The sequence below is a fragment of the Novacetimonas pomaceti genome (assembly GCF_003207955.1).
In the GTDB taxonomy this organism is placed as follows: Bacteria; Pseudomonadota; Alphaproteobacteria; order Acetobacterales; family Acetobacteraceae; genus Novacetimonas; species Novacetimonas pomaceti.
Genome location: NZ_NOXG01000022.1, coordinates 1 through 16074, shown reverse-complemented (window position 1 = coordinate 16074; position 16074 = coordinate 1). Strand labels below are relative to the sequence as shown.

At 54.4% G+C, this 16074-nt stretch carries 8 protein-coding genes and 1 pseudogene; 4 read left to right on the top strand and 5 right to left on the bottom strand.

What is annotated here, in order from left to right; all coding sequences use genetic code 11:
• The first annotated feature begins 1 nt into the window (after position 1).
• Positions 2–1543, top strand: a complete 1542-nt coding sequence (locus CFR71_RS12795; protein WP_110531718.1) for a hypothetical protein — start codon at positions 2–4, stop codon at positions 1541–1543.
• Positions 1540–6903 carry an FtsK/SpoIIIE domain-containing protein gene (locus tag CFR71_RS12790; RefSeq protein ID WP_239020415.1) on the top strand — a complete coding sequence of 1788 codons (5364 nt, stop codon included), beginning with the start codon at positions 1540–1542 and terminating at the stop codon, positions 6901–6903. Before CFR71_RS12795 ends, CFR71_RS12790 begins: the two co-directional genes overlap by 4 nt.
• Positions 6904–6978: 75 nt before the next feature.
• Here the strand turns inward: CFR71_RS12790 and CFR71_RS12785 are convergent, their stop codons facing one another.
• From CFR71_RS12785 to CFR71_RS12770, 4 genes are read right to left on the bottom strand one after another with little or no spacing between them, the layout of a single operon-like run.
• Complete coding sequence (locus CFR71_RS12785; RefSeq protein ID WP_110531714.1) at positions 6979–7818, bottom strand: phosphoadenosine phosphosulfate reductase family protein; 840 nt, start codon at positions 7816–7818, stop codon at positions 6979–6981.
• Positions 7815–11123, bottom strand: coding sequence for an ATP-binding protein (locus tag CFR71_RS12780; protein ID WP_110531712.1), 3309 nt, complete (start codon positions 11121–11123; stop codon positions 7815–7817). Before CFR71_RS12780 ends, CFR71_RS12785 begins: the two co-directional genes overlap by 4 nt.
• The gene (locus tag CFR71_RS12775; RefSeq protein WP_110531710.1) at positions 11120–12046 is read right to left on the bottom strand and encodes a DUF4007 family protein; all 927 of its coding nucleotides are present in this window, start codon (positions 12044–12046) and stop codon (positions 11120–11122) included. Before CFR71_RS12775 ends, CFR71_RS12780 begins: the two co-directional genes overlap by 4 nt.
• Before the next feature lie 43 nt (positions 12047–12089).
• On the bottom strand, positions 12090–13235 hold the full coding sequence (locus CFR71_RS12770; protein WP_110531708.1) for a cysteine desulfurase family protein: 1146 nt from the start codon (positions 13233–13235) through the stop codon (positions 12090–12092).
• Positions 13236–14029: 794 nt separating this feature from the next.
• Between CFR71_RS12770 and CFR71_RS17275 the strand changes: the two genes are divergently transcribed.
• The gene (locus CFR71_RS17275) at positions 14030–14170 is read left to right on the top strand and encodes a hypothetical protein (RefSeq protein ID WP_408891855.1); all 141 of its coding nucleotides are present in this window, start codon (positions 14030–14032) and stop codon (positions 14168–14170) included.
• A gap of 38 nt (positions 14171–14208) precedes the next feature.
• Positions 14209–14496 (top strand): annotated as a pseudogene (locus CFR71_RS17270) (hypothetical protein); the annotation flags it as partial.
• A 105-nt stretch (positions 14497–14601) separates the two neighbouring features.
• On the opposite strand, the gene CFR71_RS16240 reads toward CFR71_RS17270, so the two are convergent.
• Positions 14602–16074 (bottom strand): hypothetical protein (locus CFR71_RS16240; protein WP_207781389.1); only part of this gene is annotated, 1473 nt, incomplete at its 5' end.

The following is a 16074-nucleotide window of genomic DNA, read 5'->3' as shown; positions in this document are numbered from 1 at the left end:
AATGGAAGTTCTGGAACGCCCCCTCCGTCGACACGATCATAACGGTCCAGCCTTCTGGGTTGACGAGGCAATATGGGGCCATCGTCTGCATGACGAACAGTCCCCATGGCTGATCGTTCTGGAATTCCTCAATGTGCTGCTTGCGGAAAGTCATGCTGGCCGACTGTTGTACGAAGAGGCATTCAATACCCTGTCTTACAGACCACAGGCGCAGTTGCGTCTGCGCAATCTTGTTTTCAACAATCCCTGCATTGTCACAATCCTCGCTCAGAAACTTGGAGATGAAACGTCCTGGGAACACTGGATCTCTAGGATGAACAAAACGGCGGGTGGACTGGAAAATGCTGATTTTTCCTACCTGCGTCAGAATTTCGACAGTTTCAGGGATTTTGCTTCTGTCATAAACTTCCTGCAGAAATCAGCCATCGAAGGGACAAGCAACAAACGTTGGAGTTCGAAATTCGTCTTTCCCTTTGGTCCCCATGCGCTGTACGAAGACCTTAATATCAAGCCGCGCGACACGGTCACGAATGACCGTCGTTTTTTTGCCCGCACAGGCGAACTTCTGTATCTCATGCTCTGTCGCAGTCGGCAGGTGGATGAACTGCGCGTCCTACTCAATACACATTTCATAAACACCATCTCCCCTTACGACAGCATGGCCCGCGCCCTGCAAGGGGGGACACAATATGCGACATCCGAACGTGGCGGTGCGTTTTTGCCATGCACGTCCCATCCTGTCTTTGACCAGCTGGCTCAGGACTGGGTAGCCATTCTTTCATGCCCTATCCCGACTTATGACAAAATCCCGCATCTGGTCACGATGACCGGACTAAACCTTCTTCTCTATCTACTAGGTCGCGCGCGCGACGTCCTTGATGGCGCACCGGTCAGGCTGATATGCGAGATCGTCTCGCCCCGAAAAACGGTCATCCGCGACCTGTCGGGAGATTCCTATCAGCATAACAACCAGCTTCCGCAACAGGCGATCCGGCATTTTATTGGCCGGATCACGCACACGCGAGCCTGGACGTCCGCCATGGCGATGCCGGATTCCCAACAGAGTATCGAGCAACTGCTGCACGAGACCTTTGGCTGGTCCGAAGACAAGGATGATGACAGCACAGGCAACCCTCTCCATCTTCTGGCACGGCTGGAGGAACGTGCACTGACGCGACACCGGCAGCATGTTGGTAAAATTCATGCTGTATGGTCGCGCGCCATAGGTCTGGCATCACGTCGTTCCAGCCGCCGCATGCGGTACGCGCCCAATGACCGGCTTCTCAAGACGCTTGTCGTGTGTTGCGTGGACAAACGCATGGAATTCCGTGAATTCCTCGCGTGCCTGCACATGCGCTACAATCTGGTAATCGGCGACGGGCAGGCGCACGACATCATCCATAAAGGAGATGCCGACCAGGAGGATTTTTCCAACAATGCCAGAAGGCTGGAAGATCGGCTGGCCAGTCTCGGGCTGCTCAAACGGTTATCTGATTCCTGCGCCTATGTCGAAAACCCCTTTCAGCGAGACCACGACGCGTGACTCCTTCTGATCTGATCGGTGCTGCGGGCGCCGCTTTCTTGCGTACGCGCCTCGACAGGTCGGTCGCAACCGATGGCGTCGCACGGTATCTGCTAGACCGACTTACCGGGGAGCAGGTTGCTACCATTGTCCGGTCACTTCTGCGCGATCCCCATATCGCGGACCAATTGAAAATCGCCCTGCCGCGTTCGCTTGTCGCGGGTCAGGGACTGCCCGAATCTGTCATGACCGATGAACGGACCGTTGCCGTCCGGCATGCGGAATGCGATCGTCCGGCACTGCTGCTGGCCAACACGGATGATGATCAAGGCGCGTCGCTCGGTGATGTAACCCTGATCGGGGCCAAGCAACTGACGCAGACACCGCGTCCATGGGTGGAGGTGGCTTCCGCCGGGCTTGGGCTGCCGGAAAACCAGATCAAGGCATGGGAAGCAGCTCTCAAAGGTCTGAATGCAGCCGATGGATGGACCCTACATCAGATTTCGAATTATGTAGCTCTGACGCGCGATCGCATCGCGCAGCAGTCGGTGCCCGTGCTAGTGGCGCTGGGATGGGCATTGCCCGCACTACATCTGCCACGTGACAGCGAGTATTTCAGCAGTATTCGTGAAAAGGATCTGGGACATGCATCGCGCTGGCGTAAGCTATTTGAAAAACTTATTCACGAGCGCAAACCGTTACTGAGCAAACATCGCCCCAACCGGCAGATTATCGAAACCACTGAACTGAAGACGCACTTTGAATCGGTCAAGGAAAATATTGCGCCTCATACCTATCCCGCGATTGAAGCCTTCATGGACACGCCGCCGGGCTGGAATGCCCAGGCAGCGGCACTTTCGCAATTCGAATGGGAAGCAGATGGCATCCTGCAGCTTTTTTCGAACATCCGTCGCAAAAAAAAGGGTCTAGCGCAAGAAACCCTGAATTTCTTTGAATACACCCATCCAGATCAACTTACGCCAGCCGATACCGATTATCTGCAGGCCCTGAAGAAACGCACCCCGCGTGAGGCACACGACGAAGATCGCGATTTTTTTGAAAACTACCGTGATGATCTGAGTCAGGACAAGAAACTGCGCAGGCAGTGGGAACGCTTCATTTTTGGTCGCCCGATCGAATGCACGGATTTCGTCGAAGGGTTGCTGCGCACCATTGAACGCTTGTTCGGACAGGTCGACCTGACGGAAGGCGCGCGCAAGCTGACCATTACATCGGTTTACAAAACACCCGCAAAATTGCTGACGCTGAACGAGGGGATTGCCCTTGCCTTTGCGCAGCGTTACCGCGGACTGCCCCTGCTTACGGGGCCGCAGGTGGTATGGAATACAAAACCGATTTTCGAGTATGAAAAACTTATCGAAAAATACACAAGCAACACGAAATCCAAAAAATCCACGAAATACCGTCCGAATGTCTCAACGGCACGCGCGGCCCTACAGATCAAATTCGATATTACCCTTTCCACCGGTACGGAACAGGCATCCGTTCAACTGGTCTGGATCGGACAGCCCAACGCCATCGGGGCCGAATTGCCAGAAGACATCGCACGCCTGATCGAACGCCCTTTCCTGCACAGCACCGTGGCCCGGCAACCCGTCAGTCGCAAAGGCGCGCTCCAGTCCGTTTCGCTGTCCGATGTGGGGACCTTGCAGCCAGCCTTCGGGCAGAACTCTGGCACGCTGGTTCCACGCGTTAGCGGCGGTGCCGGTGACAATCTTGCCACCCTGTTTGAAAAAAACCTGAAGCAGGGCCTGCAAGCCGGACGCCTGACGGATGAAGGCTACGCCACCATTGCCAAGGCGTGGAAAGAATTTTCTACCCTGTACGCCGAAGCACTGAAAGCGTGGCAGCTTACGGGTTACGCATCTCCGAAGATCATTGAACAGGCAGAATCCTACGGTCATCTGCTACAAATACTCGCACAGCATGCGACGGGCGACATCAGCCGACGCGATCTGTGGGAGCCACTGCTTTCGTTGGGGATGGTCGATATATCGGGGGGTAGCGCATCGGCCATTATCGCGCCATGGCACCCGCTGAGGCTTGCTGCCTCGGCCGCCAAGATGCGTTCCGTGGCAGGACTAGCCAATTACCTGCTAACTGATGTGGACGTGAATTTCGGGGATTCGCGTCTGTTCTTCTCCGATCTGCGTGACGAACTGGCTCATCCGCTCTATCCCGAAATCGCGGTCGGTCATGACGCGGATGGTCCTGTACTTTTGACTGAAACAGTTACGCTGAACGAATATAGCCTGTTTGAACGCGCTATCCTCGATCCATCCGATACGACGACGGATGTCGATCCCACCAGCGCTGCCCGGCAGATCAGGGATCTTCTGGACCGTTATCTGGAACTGCAGCCGCATGAATGCGCCAATCTGAGCATCATGCTCTATAACTGCGATACCGCCGGCCTACCGCTAGCCACCGTCAACGCGCTCAACTCGGTGCAAGATGACAAGGAAGACGTCCAGTGCAACATTCTAGTGTGTCATCGTTCGCGTAAACGTCTCTCCCATGTCTATTCCGACTTGCTAGAACGTTCCGACAATGACAAAGACGCCGTTGTCATTAGCGAGATGTCACACAACTTCATGTCCCGGCTGCGCATCAGCATGATGCTGGAAGGCGAATACCGTGCTCCACATGATGCGACGCGTGAAATCGATATTGCCTTCCTGCATGACGTGGTTTCCCATCAGGCGCGGGAGAAATGGTTCGCGGTTCCGGTAATGCAGGACAATCCCACCCTGCTGGATCATGTGCCCGCACGCTGGTCCTATCGACGCGTCACGGCGGAAGATGAACTGCAGGCCACAAGTTACCTGACCTGTCCGCGTCAACCAGTTGCCTGCTGGGCCTATATCGATGCAGCGGCACAAATCATCCGCCAGCAGGCGCATACACCACAGGAGCATTACCTGCCAGCCCGTCAGATCTCGTTCCAGAACACGGGTCTAAAGACGATGTTTGACGAGGTACATAAACAGGCGGAATGGGTCGCCACCTATGACGATCTACTGGACAAGCGACAGCTCGAGGCCATGGGCGTCAAGGTTATCCGCTATCGCCGGCAGCATACACATGGCCGAAACATGGTCATTTCCTCAACCTCGGAACTGCGCACGCTGCATGTTCTGGTACAACGACGTCTGCGGGAACTGTCGCTCGGCCTTGACGATGCGCGGCTGTCGTGTCTGGCCAAGCGCATGATTGACGACGCCAATGTCATTTCCGGTGATATCAGCCTGCGCGCCGCCAAACGCGGCGTTTCAGCGGGCGAACTGATTGGCTTGGTCCTGAGCCGTGCGCTGGTGGCCGAGGAACTGCATGACGCGCCTGCAACCGCATGGTTCCTGCTTGACGATTACGCGACCTGGCTAGGGCAGAAGGAGGAAGGCATTGCCGATACCCTGGCCCTCAGCGTGGTGCGCAACGACACGGATGGCGCGCCCCGACTGCGCGCGATCGTCACCGAAGCCAAATATGTCGATGCCGCAAGCGTTGCCGAGGCAGGGCGCAAATCCCGACAGCAGCTGCGGCAAACCGTCAGACGCATGGAAGACGCATTGTTTGGCGACCCCGGCCGACTGGACCGTGACCTGTGGCTTTCGCGTATTGCCGACCTGCTTCTGGATGGCAATACGACGCTTGGTTATACCGACCTTCTGGAAAATGTGCGTGACGGCATCCGTCAGGGCAACGTACCGATCGACCTGCGGGGATATTCGCATATCTTCACCACCACCACCACCACCACCACGGACACGCTGACACTCGGTAGCCAGAACTCCATTCCCCACACGGATGACAGCCTGCAAGAAATCTTTACGCGTGAGGGGCTGCGGCGTCTTGTGCTGGCCTATGAGGCACGCACACCGCTTGTGACGATCCGCAGCATGCTTGGCGACAATCACATCTGGGATACGCCAGAGTATCTCAACCCCGCAGGCCGGGTTGAATGGACCAGCACGATCGGTCTGGAAGATACCCCCGCCGAGGCGGCTGAAACCGAGGATATCTATGTCCCCGCGCATGAAGTCACCATGACTGCGGAATCGCTGCCCACATCAGCCAAGCCATCGACGCAGGAGGAGAAACTCCCTCTGCTCAGTCAGGCGGTCGAACCTGTCACGGCTCCGGCTCCCTCCTCCGCGCAGGCACCTGTTGCCGCCACGGGGGAGAATGCACTTGACTTCTTGATCCATTCCCATGTCGAACAGATGCACAATACTTCGGTGGAGGATCAGGCCTGGCTCGATGCGACAGCGCGGCAGCTTCGCACTGCACTGATGGGGTATAATCTGCAGGCCAATATTATCGGCACCCGCCTTACCCCCAATGCGGCCCTGGTACGCTTCAGCGGCAGTGACCGGCTGCATATCAATGATATCGAAGCCAGACAGTCGGCATTGCTGACCACGCATGGGCTGCGTCTAATCGCGGTTGCTCCGCTGCCTGGCGAAATCGTGGTCAGCGTGGCGCGACCCGAGCGGCAGACCGTCTCACTGTGGGAGATATGGACTAGGCGGAAAATCAACCGCAATGAAACGGGAATGAATACATCGTTCATTCTTGGCCTGAAGGAACTGAACGGAGAAATCCTGTATCTCAATCTTGGCGGCCCCTTCGCCGGAGAGCAACAACATGCCCCACATACCCTGATCGCGGGCGCAACCGGATCGGGCAAATCCATGCTGATCCAAACGCTGCTGCTCGATATCGCCGCCACAAATCCGAGCTGCCTAGCCCATATCTATCTTATCGACCCCAAAAGCGGGGTGGATTATGCCGCCATCGAACAGTTGCCGCACCTGCAGGGTGGAATCATCGTTCAGCAGGAACAGGCTATCACGGTCATGGAGGAAATGATTACAGAAATGGAACGACGTTATCAGCTGTTTCAGGCCAGGCGCACCCGCGACATTCGTGCATTCAATACCAAAGCCTTACCGGAAGAGCAACTTCCATACATTTTCCTGGTACATGATGAATTCGCTGAATGGATGATGGTGGATGAATACAAATCCGCCGTGACAAACATTGTCTCGCGCCTTGGCGTCAAGGCGCGTGCGGCGGGCATTCATCTGATTTTCGCGGCGCAGCGTCCGGACAAGGACGTCATGCCCATGCAGTTACGCGACAATCTGGGAAACCGGCTAATCCTAAAGGTTGCAAGCGTCCGCACATCGGAAATCGCATTGGGAATAAAGGGGGCGGAACACCTGCTTGGTAACGGTCACCTCGCCGCGCGGCTGAGTGGAGAGCCCGATATCATATATGCCCAAGCCCCTTTCTTGTCTGATGACGACATGAACCTCGCCGCAGAGGCGATATGCACGAAAGAAGAGCAGGGCTGATCAAAAGACAAAATCTTTCGGGCATCGTCTTGTTCAAAAAGTGATACCAGATTCTTTGCTAATGTTGATGTAGCCTTACTTGTGACAGATGACGCAACCGCCTTCAGCTTCATCAATGCCATAGACATCGTCAACCGACGCGTCAGGCGCATGCCCTGAAAGCGGATTTCGCCGCCTGCGCGCGCGCAGGCGTTCCATCCGCCGGGTATAATCCGCCTTGATCGCGGCGACCCGCTCTGGCTGGGACAGGTCCGTCAGGCTTTCTCCCTGGCTCCATGTAAAAGGGCTGCCATCTTCAAGGGCAGTCTTTTCATAACGGACGGCTTCTTCGAACGCTTTGGGGTGACGTTCTGCAAGACGAACCCATTCAATCTTCTGCTGAAAAAAGCAGAACGTGCACCCCGAACGCGAACGCCATTCATAATATCTTGGCTCCCCCACATCCGCCTGTTGCAGGATGTCTATCACACCGGCCCGATCGATACCCGCATCGCGCAGGGGCAGATGAACGCGCATGTTCTGGTGTGTCGCCTGATACCCTTCACGTGTTGGTTCATCCGCGCGGATCGCGACATAGGAATGGATGATTGTCCCGTCCTTCAGCGTAGGGCGTATCCAGCGTTCCAAAGGACGCAGTTTCAACTGTCGCGTGCACCAGCGTGTGCGTGGCGAAGGCAGAAAGTTTCCATATTCCTCAAGCCAAAAATCAAAATCTCGATCCGGATTAAGACGCAGGATCGGCTTGCCCAGGAATCCCTCCAGCCGGTCAAGGAAGGTATAGACCTCGGGCAGTTCCTTGCCCGTGTCGGTAAAGAAATACTCGATCGGCAGATTAGGCTGGGTCGCGCGCATATAAACAGCAAGTGCTGCGCTATCGCGTCCCCCGGACAGGCCCAGGATATGTCGTTCCGTCATAAGGCCACCTTGTCTTCATGCATATCGATCAACCCGGCGACGACACGGGCAAGCGCTGCAAGATGCACACGTTCGTGCCCCTCTCGAGCCCCCAGAGTCGTCCGCAACTGTTCCGCCAGCGCATCCGCCGCCTGCTTTTCCGCATCCGTCAGCGCGAACGACGTGCGCACCGGCGGCATTGCGGGATCGATACCCACGATCAGCGCTAGCGCTTCTGTGTTTGACCGCCTGTTCCTCACGGCAGCCAGTGTCTCAAGTTCGCGAAAATGCTGACCATAGCGTGCCATCTGTACCAGCGCCTGCTCCTGATCCCGATCGGACCAGTTGCGAGCGGGTTTATGCAGCAAGACACTCGCCACACCTTCAATATCCCCCTCTCCCCCTTCAAAGGCTGCTGCACGCATGGCGAATCCTTCAAAGGAAAAATCGTTGGTCAGCCCGGCAATCGTGGCCGTGCGTTCGCGCAGCCCCTGAAACGTGCAGGGATCCACCGCCAATGCCTGCGCAAGCGCCAGACGCAGTTGTTCAAGCAACGAGGGATAGGTATTTTCCACCTCCACCACTGCGTCATAAATCACCTGAACATCCAGATCGTTGTCCATGGCGGCGGGTAACTGTTCAAACAGCAGAGCTTCCGGGTCATTCGCTTTTAGCACGACCCCACGAATGGCGCGGGCCCTGCTACTCAGATGGCCTGTTCGCTGCGCATAGACGGGCAGGATTTCAAAACGCTGGAAAATTGCCTGTGCAACCGAAAGCGATGTTATCGCGCCCTGCACCCCAAAACGTTGCCCAAGGTCGAGCAAAAATGCTTCTTTACGCCCATCGCGCGTAATCGCCTTGATCCGGACTCGTGCGGGCTGTTGCAGCAATTTGTCGACAAAAATGTCATCCAGACTAGTCTGGAACATGCCGTCAAGGTAAACTGCGGAATGCTCCCTCCGCGCAAGGATGATCGCCAGCGCCAGAACCGGCATGATCCCGGCCTTGATCCCGAATGGCGGCCTAGCCCAGCGGGCATAGACTTCGTCAAGCTGCGCGTCGTCAGCATCTCCCAGAACGGCCCAAGCCGCCACCAAACTACGCCCGGCTGCAGTATCTTCATCAGGCGGCAGGAAACCAAACGTTCCGTCCTCCATGGCGTCATGCAAGCCGGCAGCCGCCAAAATGGTGATGTACAGCCCCATTTCCGCCGGATAGCCGGTAAAGCCCAGATATTCCTGTGATGGATTACGGACCATCGCGTAACAGAGTTCCCGCATCGCGGCCATCGCGCTCGATGAGGGGCGCTCACGCTGTAGCAGTTCGCTTTTAAGGATCGGAACGCAGGGATACGCGGCCTCCGCTAACTGACTTGCAATGATGGACAGGGGTTTCGTTACGCCTGGTACGTCACCTGCTGCAATCCACCAGCACGCATGATCCAGTGCTGCCTGCAATTCTCTGTAGACGATGTCAATATTTCCGGCCTGACGCGCGGCAAGTTCACGTCGGGCGATCCGGTCACCTTCGAGTTGCGGATGCTCACGCAGAACGCGTTCAATGGCAAACATTTCCATGACGCCGTTACGCAGCGCATAGCTATCCTTTACGGCGCCGATCGCCACGACGACGCTTGCATCTTTCAGCAGTTGTGCAATCCGCTTGCAACGATTACCAGTCTGCGCAGGCGTCAGCATACCATCGCCAATGGCCAATACCAGAAGACCCGCACCATGCGTCTTGTACTTTGCCAAACGTGTGGCGATGGTCTCCACGTCGTCCTCCATTCCGATGGAGAACAAAACGATCTCGAACGTGCGCAGAGTGCCCGTATAGAAATAATGCCGTTTCGCCGCGACAAAACCCAACCCGACGCGTGAAGGCACGGAGGCCAACTGCTCGGCGGACAGGACGTTCAGCGCCCGCCCGATCGCGTCTTCAAGTTCGAAATCACTCCCCGCGAACAGCGCATATCCACCAAGACGCGGCTGATGAATCAGGACCGCCCACTCCACTAGATCGTCCAGCGCACTGCTTACCGCACGAGGTTTTTCATCTGGAACCGAAGCCATCAGGACATCATCCGCAATGGACAGCCCCGATCCATTGCGAAAGAACTCAATGATCGCGGCAATTTTCGTCAGACGGACATGCAGGGGACCGCCTTTAACCCCTGCCCGCTCGATTGCTTCAAACGCAAGACTGAAACGGTTGCCGTTGGCGCCACTTGCCAACGTCATCCCAAAATTAGCGACCAGATAATCCCATAACCGGTCCGGCCCATAGGTTTCGCCACTTCTGGCATCCGTAAGGAATTCCTGAAACCCCCCCGGTTCAGCCGACCCCAGGAAACCAAAGACCGAACGCTCATTCTGCGCGAAGCGCTGCCGTGATACCGGCCCGAGCAGCAGGGCGGTCACAGGGTTGAGCGGCCATGTCCGCGCTAGCGCGCGTGCCAGCACGGCCTCGTCAGTTGGCTTTCGTTTCGCAACGGCGGCGGCTACTGTGGCGGCCTGCCGATCTGTGTCGCGCGAGCGATGTTCGCAATTGATCGCCTGCCCCAAAAGGGCAACGGCTTCATCCGATCCCGCAAGGAAAGGAATATTCTGAAACCGTCCTTCGACCTTTGCCCATTCCTGCCGCCCATCGCGCGAAACACGCGCGGCGTACTGTTCGAACGCCTGATGCAGAACCCCGATGACGACCAAACGCCCCTTGCTGCGCGCGCATGATTCCGCCAGATCCTGCAACAGATGGATGTCGCCACCAGATGCGGCTTCATGTTCCAGAATCTTGCCTAGTTCGTCCAGGATCAGGACAATGCCCCCATGTTCCTGCATTGCCGAATGCACAAGATGGGCGATCAGTTCCTCATCGCTCTGCCGTGCCTGCACGTATGTGGACTTGCTCCATTCCAATGTCGCCGCAGCAGCGTCAGCAATCGCTTCGCGTAATCCGACCCGGCGTCCCGTTACTGCAACCACGGCCCAGGGGCCCGCACCGGTGGGGAAAGCCCGATCGTACAGGGCTTGCAGATCCTTGCCCACGATCTCGCGCGCCTGCGCCATATTGACCGAGTGCCCGCCAATTAGATTAGCCACCAGCACTGCGGCGCTGGATTTGCCGCCGCCATAAGGACCGGTCCAAATGAACGCGCCCTGCCTAGTTTCAGCCTGGCTGCGCGCCATGGCGGTAAGCGAATGGGCGATACCCGCCAGCAGCACATAGCCCACAAGGGAACTGGTGCCATGCAGATCCTGATCGAGGCGAGTTGATCGGGAGAAGCGGCGCTGAAACGTGACCTGTTTTTTCAACGGGTTCATGCCGCCGTCCCTTTCGATGTTTCATATTGCCCATACGCGGCGGCAAGCAGTACCAGCGGATCAACCGGCCCAATTTTCTGCAACTGCCGCAATCCCGCCGTTTCCGTCCACCGCCAGCCTCCTTGTGTCAGCGCCTCCATACGCATGAGACGGGTGACAACACTGTTTTCATCCAGCTTGAATACACGCCCAGGCGAACCCGATGCGTAACAGACTTGCTCCACCGTGACGGCCGTCGTTCCCGTGCGCTCCCAGTATTCATGAAGGGCGTAGGCAAAGATACCATCGGGCAGATCCGGTTTTGGTCCACGCACGAATTCATACCACCCGCCCAGCCGGGCCTCACGCACCAGATGCAGCTCTGCCAGTAAGGGTTCCGCCCCATCATCGCTGAGCATGCCGTCACGGCGGACATAGCTGCGCAGGAAAACCTCAATATCCCGCTTGAGTGTGGTTGCAGATGCGCGCCACCCCCGCGCCTGCACCAGTGCCATAAGATCCTGCACCAGCGTAGCGGGATCGAATTCTATGGCTGGCAGGACATTGAACGCGAAATAGGCAGTACTAGTCCATTGCGGCGTACTGGCAATACCCCAATGAACCAGCCAGACCGTGGCCACGTGCTCCAGAAACGGATCATACCCGGCATCCGCCAAAATGGCCACGCCAAGCGGGGTTGGCATGACCATGCGATTGTTGTCTTCTGTTACAAATCTGCTCGCCAGCGCCCAATACCGCATTGAAACTGCCATGTTGCGCCCAACACCAAAGCGTGCAATAGCAGAACGTTCTGTAAATGTTCCTGCCGAGGCAAAAGGGGTAACAGCGTCATGAACCTTCTTCAGCCACAGCAGACGAAGGGGAAAGGTTTCATGTCCGGCAAACTGACCACGGATGTCAGGATCGTTGAGCGCATGCTTCATGCCTCGCAGACTATCTACTACTGGCGAGAACGTCCAGTGGCGATTATACGGTTTCAATTGCCTGTGCAAGAATCATGGCAGCGCCATCTGCATCTTCAAAAGTATTGAAACGCGAAAAACTGAACCTTATAATATTATTCGCCTCATCTTTTGAAAATCCCATGGATGTAAAGACATATGATGGCTGCACGGAACCACGATTACAGGCAGATCCGGTCGAAATACAAAGCTCTCTTGAGACCATATTGACCAGTTCATCAGCACATACCCCGGGAAAGATCAGGGTTATGCCACCAGGTATTGTCGAAACGCCTATGGATACACGATGGTACCTTACATGTCGGGCATCAAGTCCCGCCAGAAAACGCGTCACCAATTGTGCACTGTGCACCGCATCACGAGGCAGCCGATGTCTCGCCTCTGCCGCCGCTGCACCAAATCCAACGATCAACGGCACAGGTTCGGTACCGGATCGCACTCCACGCTCCTGCCCGCCCCCTATGTTCTGAGTAAAGGGCTTGGGAGCATCGGCTGCGATATACAGCGCCCCTATCCCCATCGGGCCATGGCATTTATGCGCTGAGAGACTGAGATAATCGACGCCGAGTTCAAGGACATCAACAGGTAGCTTCCCCACAGCCTGCGCCGCATCACAATGGAAAAGCGCGCCGTGACCGTGAGCAATATCCACGGCCGCCCCAATCGGCTGGACAATGCCGGTTTCATTATTCACATGCATAAGAGAGACAAGTAACGTCTGCCCGTCCACCAATGTGGAAAGCAGTTCAGGATCAACAAGACCGTCCCGTCGCACCGGTGCCTGCACCACCTCGAACCCTAGGGATGTCAGGGACAATGCCGTTTCCAGCACGGATTTATGTTCAATGGCACTGATAATGATACGGCGACGCCGAGGTTCGTTAGCCTTCGCCCAACACGCCATGCCGCGCAGTACCAGATTGTTGGCCTCTGTCGCGCCCGAAGTGAAAAATATCTCCACCGGAAGCGCACCGATCAGGTCCGCGACCTTTTCACGCGCGTCATTGATGCGCGCTAGTGCCCGCGCGCCCGCCACATGCGGAGAGGACGCGTTCCCCGTCATCGACAGCGCCTGTGTCATTTCCGACAATGCATAGGGAGATAATGACGTTGTAGAAAAATTATCGAGATAGATCGGACGATCCATCATTGTGCCCCCTTGGACGCATTCTGGCCTATCATTATTGATAGCATAAATTTTCCACGGAAATCAGCAAAGAAACAAGTTACATGTAGCGTAACCATGATATTAACACAACGCATATGGTTCTAAAATCCAGCTTTTATTAATCACATGTTTAAATACAGATCAATATTAAAACCTTTTTATAACTCCTCAAATCATACGCATTATTTCCCACTGGACAGCTCCAGAAAGAGACTCACCGGAGGTGTATTAATATAACATTTTCTGCATTCAGCCTGATGTTTAGTTAAGCATGCCCTTCTGCGCCAGCAGGTCGAGATATTTATCTGCTCTCTGACGAACGATACCCGGATCAGCCTGGACATATTCAATTTTCGTGTGAGGCTACCGAAACAGATTGTTTAGTAGTTTCTGACTGTAGATCCGGAGAAGCTTTGTACACATCCCGTGCTTCATGGATGCCATCTGTACCCGCATTTCCTCAATCAGTTTCAGGGTAATCCTAAGGGAAATCGACATTCAGAATTTTCTTTTTTTTGGAACGGAGGTTTCACTGAGCACCGTGTCAGAGCACGGAGTGTGGGATAGGAATCAAGCAGTACGAGCTGAGTGAAGCACAATGGCAACGGATCGCACCTCTGCTCCCGGGCAAAGTTGGGGATGCAGGCCGCAGCGGGACGGATAACCGCCTCTTCATCGAGGCGGTCTTATGAATCGCGCGAACCGGCAGTCCGTGGCAGGACCTGCCGACGTCTTTCGGACATTGAAACTCTGTCTATTCCCGTTACGGCGACTAGATGAAAGCCGGTGTTTTCCAGAGGATTTTCGAGGCCGCCTCTGACGAGGCAGACATGGAATACGCGATGATCGACGGCACGATGGTCCGGGTCCACCGCCATGGCCAGAGCGCAAAAGGGGAACCCGAAGTCAGGCGATAGGACGTAGTGTGACGGGATGGTCGACCACGATCATCGCCATGACCGATGCCCTTGGCAATCTAGTCCGCTTCACGTTCATCCCCGGCCAGCATTACGATACGGTCGGGGGTGCGCCTCTGCTTGAGCCAGCGGATTTCAGGGGATTTCTTGCCGATAAGGCATTTGACGTCCATTGGATCGTGGACGCCATACGAGCACAAGGCGCCTGCGTGGTCATTCCCCAACGCAGGAACCGCCTCGACAGACGCCCGTTCGATGGAGCGCCTGTTCAAGGCACGCCATCTTATCGAGAACTTCTTCTGCAAGCTCAAGGAGTTCAAGCGTATCGCAATGCGAAGCGACAAGACAGACAGATCATTCGCAGCCATGATTCATCTCACCGCCGCAATCATCAATTCACATTAATTCCCAACAGGTCTTGTATAAATCCGTTAAAAAAACTCGGGTTCCGTGATGGCAGCACTCAAGGAACGATGGTCCAAGGATCCAGGAAAATGCTTGGCAGGAACAATTGCATGATTGAACAGGAAACTCATTTTCACCTTGGGGCTTTTACCTATGGCTGCTGGTGGGATGTCCCCGGAAACAATCCATCCCTCACCATCATATTCTTCAAATGAAAGCTTCGGGCGATCATCATCAAAAAAAACCGCAAGGTCTTCAAGTGGAGCAAAATACACTTTGTGTTTAAACACAAATCTAAACTTTGAGAAATTTTTCTCTATATATCTGTAAATCCATGCCTGGTTTGAAAAAAACCTGATGAAATTCTGATCTTTTTGATCAAATTCCACCGGGAAAAAATGATTTGGGTGCGCATCATTAATTGGCCAATCTGCGTTTTTGTGCACTATATCGTGCATCTTTCTAATATCATTTTTAATGTGATCTTGATTTTCTTCAAATGTCTCATATTTCGCTATCAGCAAATGCGGAACAGCGTAGACGAGCGTTGCATATTGCTGATCCGTGAAATCATCAAACCACGGACGGCGTAACGCCATAGGTATATTCAATTGTTGAAATTTAACATTGTCAATATTAAGACTTTTCCATGCCAGTATCTCGGGAGTAAACTTTTTCCCTAATGAAGACCATATGTCAGGAAGCTTTGAATACGTGTTGCAATATGAAAAAAATGATTTCCATCCTGCGATGCAGAACATATCATTTATTCCAATATAAGTATAATTATCTATAAGTATGCAATCTTCATCTTTTAATCCCTCTGGGGAAACTTCATTTCCAAAAAACGCATCAAACCTGACGCGCATAAACGCATCATAACTATCTTTTCTATTTTTTATGGCTTCCATTCCAACAAAAACTTCATGCCACATACGAATCAGATTTGGATGAAATATACCGCTTTGCTCGACTTCCTGAGTTTGCGATTTATTAGTTATTATAATGTTTTCAGTATTATATAATTCCTTCATGTCAGAAAGATCGTTTTCTGACAGATTTTCATCCCTGCAAACAAGAAAGAAATCTACATCATAATTACGTACATATCGTTTCAGACTATCAACGCAGCGTCTGAACGTCCTGGGAGATCCGGTAACAAGGCATGCTAGTTTCATTTTTTCCTCAGCCATAAGACAAAACATGATGTTATTTATGCGAATCTGCTGCGCGGCATTAAGCTCTTCTGAAGGAGTATAGCGAAGTTTTGTCACATACGATATATGAACAGCCCCTGGCCGCCTGCCGGGTTGGCCATTTTGAGGATCATAAGGCCAAGGCCACCCCGGCTTATGGCGCCTGAAGCCGTGCCATTCTTTTGCAGTTACATGCGAGTGGAACGACGCGGATTTCTCACACTTGAGGCAATTTCGGGTCATTTTGTAGAATTCAGTCATCCCACAGGAGCCCGATCTGGAATATTGACGATATTCTGCTTC

What these genes read in the sequence shown, in the direction of transcription:
- CFR71_RS12785 (WP_110531714.1), bottom strand. Translation starts at nt 7,818, where the DNA reads ATGACGGAACGACATATCCTGGGCCTGTCCGGGGGACGCGATAGCGCA.
- CFR71_RS12770 (WP_110531708.1), bottom strand. Translation starts at nt 13,235, where the DNA reads ATGATGGATCGTCCGATCTATCTCGATAATTTTTCTACAACGTCATTA.
- CFR71_RS12795 (WP_110531718.1), top strand. Translation starts at nt 2, where the DNA reads ATGGAAGTTCTGGAACGCCCCCTCCGTCGACACGATCATAACGGTCCA.
- CFR71_RS17275 (WP_408891855.1), top strand. Translation starts at nt 14,030, where the DNA reads ATGAAAGCCGGTGTTTTCCAGAGGATTTTCGAGGCCGCCTCTGACGAG.
- CFR71_RS12780 (WP_110531712.1), bottom strand. Translation starts at nt 11,123, where the DNA reads ATGAACCCGTTGAAAAAACAGGTCACGTTTCAGCGCCGCTTCTCCCGA.
- CFR71_RS12775 (WP_110531710.1), bottom strand. Translation starts at nt 12,046, where the DNA reads ATGAAGCATGCGCTCAACGATCCTGACATCCGTGGTCAGTTTGCCGGA.